Genomic DNA, 7,326 nt, shown 5'->3' on the forward strand with positions numbered 1-7,326 from the left:
CGTAGTTCGACTTTTCAGCCCGCCGGTGCCACCCCGGTTTTTCTTCCCTGCCTTCTGCGAGTTCTTTTGCCCAGCACCAGGCTTTACGGGGCTTCTTCTCCCCTGTTTTTTGGGGGTCTTCTCAGGGTTTATCCGCTCAACTTCTTCACTTGCTTCATCTACTCGCCCGCTTCATTCACCGTACAGTTTTTTGTAGATGGGATAACGATGTCTTCATTCTTCACACCACGAGGTGCCTCGCACCATTCTGATACCCCGCGCCACCCGGCGAGCGCCCGCGCGCTCAGCCTGTCATTGCTGCTGGGTTTGAGCCCGCTTGCCGGTATTACTCCGGCGGCGCTCGCAACACCGGCCCAGGCAGCACCTGAGCAGCAGGCGCAACCGGCACAGGCTGCACCCGCCTCCCCTGCAGACGAGCAGAAGAAACCTGACAACCCGGTTGGCATGAAGCTCACCTCGGGTACCCTCAACATTTCTGAGGGCGGCACTGTCTCTGTGACCACCGCGCCGCTGAGTGCCGAGTTCCGCGCAAAGTACACGCTGTATGAGTTCGGCATTGTGGAGCGCGGTAAGAATTACCTTCAGTCACATTACGGCGATCCCCTTCCTGAGGCGCAGTACGGCAGCAAGGTTGCCAGCCTCCGTGCTGAGGGTAAGGCACACGATAATCCTGACGGGAGCGTCACGTTCACTCTTGATATCCCGAAGCAGTGGATGATGGTTCCAGAAGATACCCTCTTCGACGTGGCGCTGACCTACTACCCGTCCGATAAGCCTGACCCACACGACTATCCGTACGATGATCCTCGTATCACGGCACGAATTCCTTTGCCCACGGTGCGCGACCCTGAGCCTGACCAACCGACGTACCGCTACAGCATTTCGGCGATTGACAAGCCGTGGCAGGATACGACTCTGACGGTTGAGGGCTACCATATTCTTCCCCCGAACATCGTAGGCGGGTACGACAGCCAGGCGTACATCACTCTGTATGAGGCAGACCCGGCTACGGGAAAGATTATGGGACGCCCCGTTTTCTCCCATGTTGTTCCGTTGACGGGCAACTGCTTGCATCACTGTACGGGTTTTCGCAATAACTATTTCGGCACGAAGATGACGATTCCGGCGGGTACGTTGAAGCCGGGCAGGCTCTACATGATTGGTATCTACGGTTCTAATCTGCCTCACCCGGGTAAGGAGGAGTACAGCGGTAGCTTGCTGACCAGTGTTGCGCAGTTCCTTCCGGTGCGGTCGGGGCAGCCGAGCGATAACCAGCCGAATCCTGACCAGCCTGTAGCGCGTCCGGATTTGTACATTCCGTATAAGCGCATCAACCCGTATCAGGAGATGAATACTCTCACCGCACGTGTCTCGAATCTTTCGAAGCTTACCGATGGCCATTACCGTTTCTCGGTTCAAGCGACGGATGATTCTGGCGAGCCAACCGGCGAGAAGGCGTTGGAGCAGGTTATTCCCGTTGAGCGCATCCACGATGGTGCCGCTGAGGAGACGCTGAACGTCCCCGGTAGCGCGCTGAATTATGAGGGGTCTTACAGGGTTGTTCTGGAGAAGGTAATCCCCGGCAAGGATGGCGTGGCGGATGCGGTCGAGCCGGTGGCTTCTGAGAATCTTGACCTCTTGGCGAATACTGCTGAGGAGCGGAAGGCTGCTGTCGAGTGGGTTAAGCAGCAGGCTCTTCTGGACGAGAGTAAGACTGTGCTGAGTCGCCGCGATGTGACGGTGGCGCTGTACCGTATGGCGGGCGCACCTCATGTTGAGCTGCCTGCAACCAGTCCTTATGCGGATATGGCGACAAGCGACCCGGACTACGCCGCATACATTTGGGCTCGTCAGAAGGGTATTACGTTCGGCTGGGCGGACGGTAAGTTCCACCCGGAGGCAGCCCTTTCGACGCGTTCTGCGGTGGCGTTCCTGTACAGGTACCAGCGGATGGTTGCCCCGGCTCCTGCGCCGGAGTCGAGCAGTGTGCCGTCTTCGTCTGTGCCCAAGAACAGTAGCGTGCCGGGTGATTCTCCGGTCCGGGTTTCGCGTTCGCATTGGTCCGATTATGAGCGTACGGATACTGCATTCTGGCGGGAGTCGCTGTGGGCTACTCAGCAGTTCATCTGGGGTTATACGGATTATGATCGCCGCTACGCCGAGGGTTTCAGTTCGGATACTGTTTCTTCTTCGGAGTTCTCGGTCATGCTGTACCGCATGGAGCACGGCGGCAGCCGTCTCACATAGTGTCTCGCCGTGGGGTTAGCTATTTTGGGTAGCTTTCGTCAAATAGGCAACTTTACGACCCTGTTTATGTGCCACTTTTATTGTGGGTGACTTTTATGTTGCCTTGCCCACCGCATTGTGAATATTCTCAACCTGCAGAGGTTGCATAGGTGCGAATTTTTCGAATGCGGTGGGTTTTTTGTGCTTTCTTTTTTGTACAGTGACCAGTGTTTGTGCTTATCAGCACAATATTTAGGCATATTTTCCACGTCATGCACATACTTTTTAAAGCTATACTTCACCTTAAGACATGCGATAAAACACACAGACATTTTTCGCGCTGATGACCTTTCAGGTTCCAGCACGTCTTAACTATTTGCTACGGTGTTTATGCGCACCACACTCGATGCGTGACACCGATAAAAACTGATTGGATAACAATGTCCTCACTTCCCAACCACATGCGCTTTGCGCTACCCAAAAACATGGCTAAGAGCGGCTGCGCCCTCACTTTGGCGGGCGCCATGCTCTTGCCCCTCTCTCCCGCGTTTGCCGCACCTGCTACTCCGATAGCAGCCCAGGCTGTTGAGCAGGGTGAGGTTCAGGGTGCTCAGCGTCTGCAGGTTACCTCCGGCACTTTTGATATTCTCAAGGGCGGCAACGTGATGGTTAGCGGCTCCGGTTTCTCCAAGGACTTCGTTAAGGGCAAGTCGTTCCGCCTGTACGTTGTTCCGAAGGGTGAAAGCGTTGCTTTCTCGCCGCACCGTCCGCGTGATTACCCCTTCTATGTTCAGGATGTTCCCGCCTCCGCTTTCGCGGCTGACGGCACCGTGAACCTGACCGCTTCTATCGGCGCTAACTATCTGGAGGCCAATGGCTCGTCCTTCGATGTTGTGCTCGGTTACCGCGATGACGCTGAAGACGGCTGGATTCCCGCGGATGAGGTTCGTACTGAACTGAAGGTTGCGGATGTTCCCACCGTTGATTCCCCTACCCTGTCGTACAGCGCTTCGTCGGTGAATGCTTCTGAGAACGCTAAGGTCACTGTGAACGGTGCTGGCTTCCAGAACATTTCGTACAACGGTAGCGAGTCGCTGATTGTTGCGGTTCGTGCGGTTGATCCGGCGACCGGCAAGGCGACCGGCCCCGCGCTGGCTCAGTCGGAGGCTAAGTTCACCTCCTACTCTGCGTTCTTCGGCCAGTACATGGGTTACACCAACGGCCGCTTCTCGACTGTTCTGGACATCCCGGCGGGTACCCTGAAGTCCGGTAGCTCCTACGTTGTGCAGACTTTCGAGTTCAATGTTCCGGAAGATAACGATGAGGCGAACAACCAGGCACTGAGCACTCAGGCGTTTGTTCCGGTGAACGGCGAGAACGCTAAGACTGCTTCGCCTTCGGTGTCCCTGAGCACTGACAAGGTTGATCTGAGCTCTTCGACCACTATCCGTGTAAAGGGTAAGGACTTCAAGGTTCCGGCTGGCGCTACCGTGAACGTTCTGTTCTCTGAGGCTGAGGCTGACGGCAACCCGACCGGTGAGGCTCTGGATAGCATCACTCTGAGCGCTGACCGCGTGGCAACCGGCGCGTTTGAGACGACCGTTAACGTTGACGGCACCAAGCTGGACGCTGATGGCCACTACGCTATTTTCGTGACCGTGAACTACGCCGATGGTGACAGCGAGCGCATCGCGGCTGATTACCTGACTTTGACCGGTGAGTCTGCGAACAAGAAGGCTCGTGAGCGTTTCGCTGATGTTCCGGCTGCTCACGCGAACCACAAGGCTGTTCTGTGGGCTGCTGATCAGAAGCTGATTGATTCTCGTGAGAAGGATTGGTTCGGCGTTAATGATGATGCGACCCGCGGTGAGCTGACTGTTGCACTGTACCGTATGGCTGGTTCCCCGAAGGTTACCCTGCCGGCTACTAGCCCGTACCCGGATGTGAAGACCGATGACCCGAACTACACTGCGTACATTTGGGCTCGTCAGAAGGGCATTACTTTCGGCTGGTCTGATGGTAAGTTCCACGCGAATGCGTCTGTTTCTAACGCTACTGTTGCGGCGTTCCTGTACCGTTTCGATGGTAAGAAGCCGGTTGTTGCGACTGAGGCGCCGTACACCGATGTAAAGGTCGGCTCTGCGTTCTACCGTGAGATTACTTGGGCTAAGCAGCAGAAGCTACAGGTTTTCCCGGGCTCTGAGTACCACCCGTCTGCGCTGGTGAGCCGTGGTGAGCTGGCTGGTTTCTTGATGAACTACAAGGTCCGCTAGGGCTTTATAAGGTTCGCTAAAGCTAGCCTCTAGGGTCTATGGATTATGCCGGGCTGGCGGCGATGAAACATTGGTTTCAACGCCGCTGGCCCGGCTTTTCTGTGCTCTTGCGGGGTGTTTATGAGGTGTCTGTAGGGGTGTGAGTGGGGCTGTTGTCCGCTAATGTTCCGCGGTTTTCGGCGTATTTTTGGCGGTTACCACGCTAGTGTGGGCTGTACCGCATGTGGGGCGCGCCTCATGCGGCACCCGCTATTGGGCGGATTTTTGGGTGCTCTACTCCCCTCTTTTCAAGAATGTTCTGTGGAGTGTAAATTAATATTTTTCAAGCTGTGGTTTATGCTTAGGACTGTTGCGCCCCCTTAGTGCGCACCCTTATCCGGCTGGGTGCGTAGAAGAACTAGAGGGAGCCCTGCACACACCGATACATCAACCACATTGAGGATTTATGTCCCAGAATTTTAAGCAGTCGACTGATACTGCCCATAATTCTTCTGCACCTCTGCTGGCACCGGAGGGCACCCCCGAGGCTTCTTCTCAGGCTGAGTCGAAGAAGCGTAAGCGCCGCCGTATTGAGCTGGCTGTTGGCGCTGTGGCGTTGGCGGGTGTTTTGTATCTGCCGTTCTCACCTCTTTTCTCTTTTTATGATTCGTCGGAGGCGCGTCTTTCTTCGGCGGATACTGCTGCGCCGGCGACCGCTTCGGCGATTTCTACTTCTGCTCTGGTGTCGAGTTCTTCGACCCAGGGCCCGAAGATTCTGCATCCGTCCGTGACCGCGCCGGATGCGAACACTATTTTTGCTGATGCCCCTGAGGATTCTGCGTACTATGCGGGTATCCGTTGGGCTGTTCGTACCCAGACGATGGAGCCGGTTTCTGAGGACCATTTTGGTGCTGAGGATCCGGTGACTCGTGGCGAGTTGATCACCATGTTCTATAAGCTGGCGGGTTCGCCGGCGGTGACTCGTCCGGAGCATTCGCCGTATTCGGATGTTGATGAGTCTGACCCGAATTATGATGCGTACCTGTGGGCGCGTCAGGAGCGTATTACCTCCGGTTGGGTTGATGGTAAGTTCCATGCGGAGGCGCACCTGTCGAATGCTTCCGCTGCGGCGCTTCTGTACCGTGCTGATGGTGCGCAGAAGATTCAGATGTCGGGTACTTCCCCGTTTAGCGATGTTTCGTCTGCGACTCCGTTCTACCGTCAGATTGTGTGGGCGTCTCGCCATGGCGTGTCGACGGTGTCTGAGGGTAATGCTTTTGAGCCGACGACTCAGACCTCTCGTGGTCGTATTGCGATGATGATGTACCTATATTTCCGCACTTCCTAGTTTTCGCCCTTCCTCGTTTCACGCTTCGTTTTAGTGCTTGGTTAGTGTATTTGGCGGCCCCGTACTCCCGTTTGAGGGGTGCGGGGCCGCTCGTATTTTGAGGACTGTGCGCGGGGCTGTCTGGGGGTTGGGGCCGCCTGGGTTTTGGGTTTCCTGTGCGCGGCATCATGCACGCAGTGAAATATTTCGGAAGGTTCAAGTTTTTCTTGAGTAACGTACCAATTTCTACTTGAAGGTTTGTTAGGGTGAGAGTGTTTCCTGAACCGATGGGGACACTCAACCACTTCTCATTGGGTTGGCGCAGATTCGACGGATATTTCTCATTCCTATTTAGAACCTGCATCGGCGCAATGGACATGACCGATAAGGAATGTTTATGTCCGCTCTTCCGAACTCTAAGTCTTCACTCCTGTATGCAACTCGCAGCTGCAGTGCACTGGCGCTGGCGGGTGCGATTATTCTGCCGGTGACTCCGGCGCTTGCCCAGAATGCTACTGCAGATATTCCTGCAGCGGCTGGTTCTCTGCCGGGTGATCGCGTCCGTGAGAATCCCACTGATACTTCTGATGAGTTCTATCCTCACTTGAGCTACAACGCGTTGAAGAATACTGATAAGGATCAGGTTCTGGACTTCTGGGGTTGGGGGTTTGAGGGTGATTTTAACTCCCCGAAGGGTGTTCAGGTTGTTGTGCGAGAGGTGGGTTTGAATTCCCCGGTTCTGGTGGTTAGCGACATCGTTGAATATAACCACGAGAATCTGGCTTTCGCTTACCAGAGCGGCTACATTCACGGTACGGCGAAGATTCCGGCAAACACCTTGGATAAAGAAAAAGATTATGTTATCGAGGTGTGGGGTAACAACGGCTACGAGGGCGACGAGTTTATTACCCCCGTCGTGGGTCAGGCACCCGAGGGCCGCGGTACCCTGCTTGCTACCCAGGAGCTGGATTTCGAAGGCTCTGACGGCACGACAGCTGCGGATATTCCGGGTAAGACCCCGCAAAAGGTTACGTTCAGGTACCGGTACGACGGCGAAGATCCGTATCTGTACACCGCTGAGGGCGGCACCATCCATGTGAAGGGTTGGGGCTACACCAAGGAGTGGCGTGAGAAGCACGGCAAAGTAGTGTTTTATATTGCTACTTCTCGGGGTGTTCCTGACGACGGTGATTTCCTGCCTGCTAAGGATGTGTTGCTCCGTTTTGAGGAGGGTAAGGATTTCACCATTGCTGAAAACGGCACCCTGAATGCTCAGTTGAGGGTCAAGCCCGGTGAGCTGCAGAACTACTACGAGCCTCGCGTCCCCTTCCCCGGTGCTCCGAGTTACGAGAAGCGTTATGAGGTGAATTATGAGATTGGCATGTTTACCGAGAAACAGGGTCAGCCCCCGCTGACCCTTGATGATCTGCGGGCTGGCAAGAACGTGCTGTTTCATAGTGCGCTGTACACTCAGGCGTTCCGACCCAGCCCGTTTGCTCCCAAGGTGGAGTACAAGGCTCT

Annotated in this window: 3 protein-coding genes and 1 pseudogene; all 4 read left to right on the top strand. The window is 55.4% G+C overall.

Annotation, left to right across the window (positions count from 1 at the left end; translation table 11 throughout):
* The first annotated feature begins 207 nt into the window (after nucleotides 1–207).
* A complete protein-coding gene (locus HMPREF2928_RS08090) occupies nucleotides 208–2,247 on the top strand; it encodes a hypothetical protein (protein ID WP_070688180.1) in 2,040 nt (679 codons plus the stop codon).
* 419 nt (nucleotides 2,248–2,666) lie between these two features.
* Entirely contained in the window at nucleotides 2,667–4,499 is a 1,833-nt protein-coding gene (locus tag HMPREF2928_RS08095) for an S-layer homology domain-containing protein (protein ID WP_070688182.1), read from the top strand.
* Between the two features lie 445 nt (nucleotides 4,500–4,944).
* Nucleotides 4,945–5,826 carry an S-layer homology domain-containing protein gene (locus HMPREF2928_RS08100; RefSeq protein WP_070688184.1) on the top strand — a complete coding sequence of 294 codons (882 nt, stop codon included), beginning with the start codon at nucleotides 4,945–4,947 and terminating at the stop codon, nucleotides 5,824–5,826.
* Nucleotides 5,827–6,202: 376 nt separating this feature from the next.
* Nucleotides 6,203–7,326, top strand: a pseudogene (locus HMPREF2928_RS08105) (gluconolactonase); the annotation flags it as partial.

Origin of the sequence: Rothia sp. HMSC072B04, assembly GCF_001813725.1 — a bacterium.
Taxonomy (GTDB): Bacteria; Actinomycetota; Actinomycetes; order Actinomycetales; family Micrococcaceae; genus Rothia; species Rothia mucilaginosa.

Excerpts from the sequence above, each read along its gene's own strand:
- HMPREF2928_RS08090 (WP_070688180.1), top strand. The coding sequence starts at position 208 with ATGTCTTCATTCTTCACACCACGAGGTGCCTCGCACCATTCTGATACC.
- HMPREF2928_RS08095 (WP_070688182.1), top strand. The coding sequence starts at position 2,667 with ATGTCCTCACTTCCCAACCACATGCGCTTTGCGCTACCCAAAAACATG.
- HMPREF2928_RS08100 (WP_070688184.1), top strand. The coding sequence starts at position 4,945 with ATGTCCCAGAATTTTAAGCAGTCGACTGATACTGCCCATAATTCTTCT.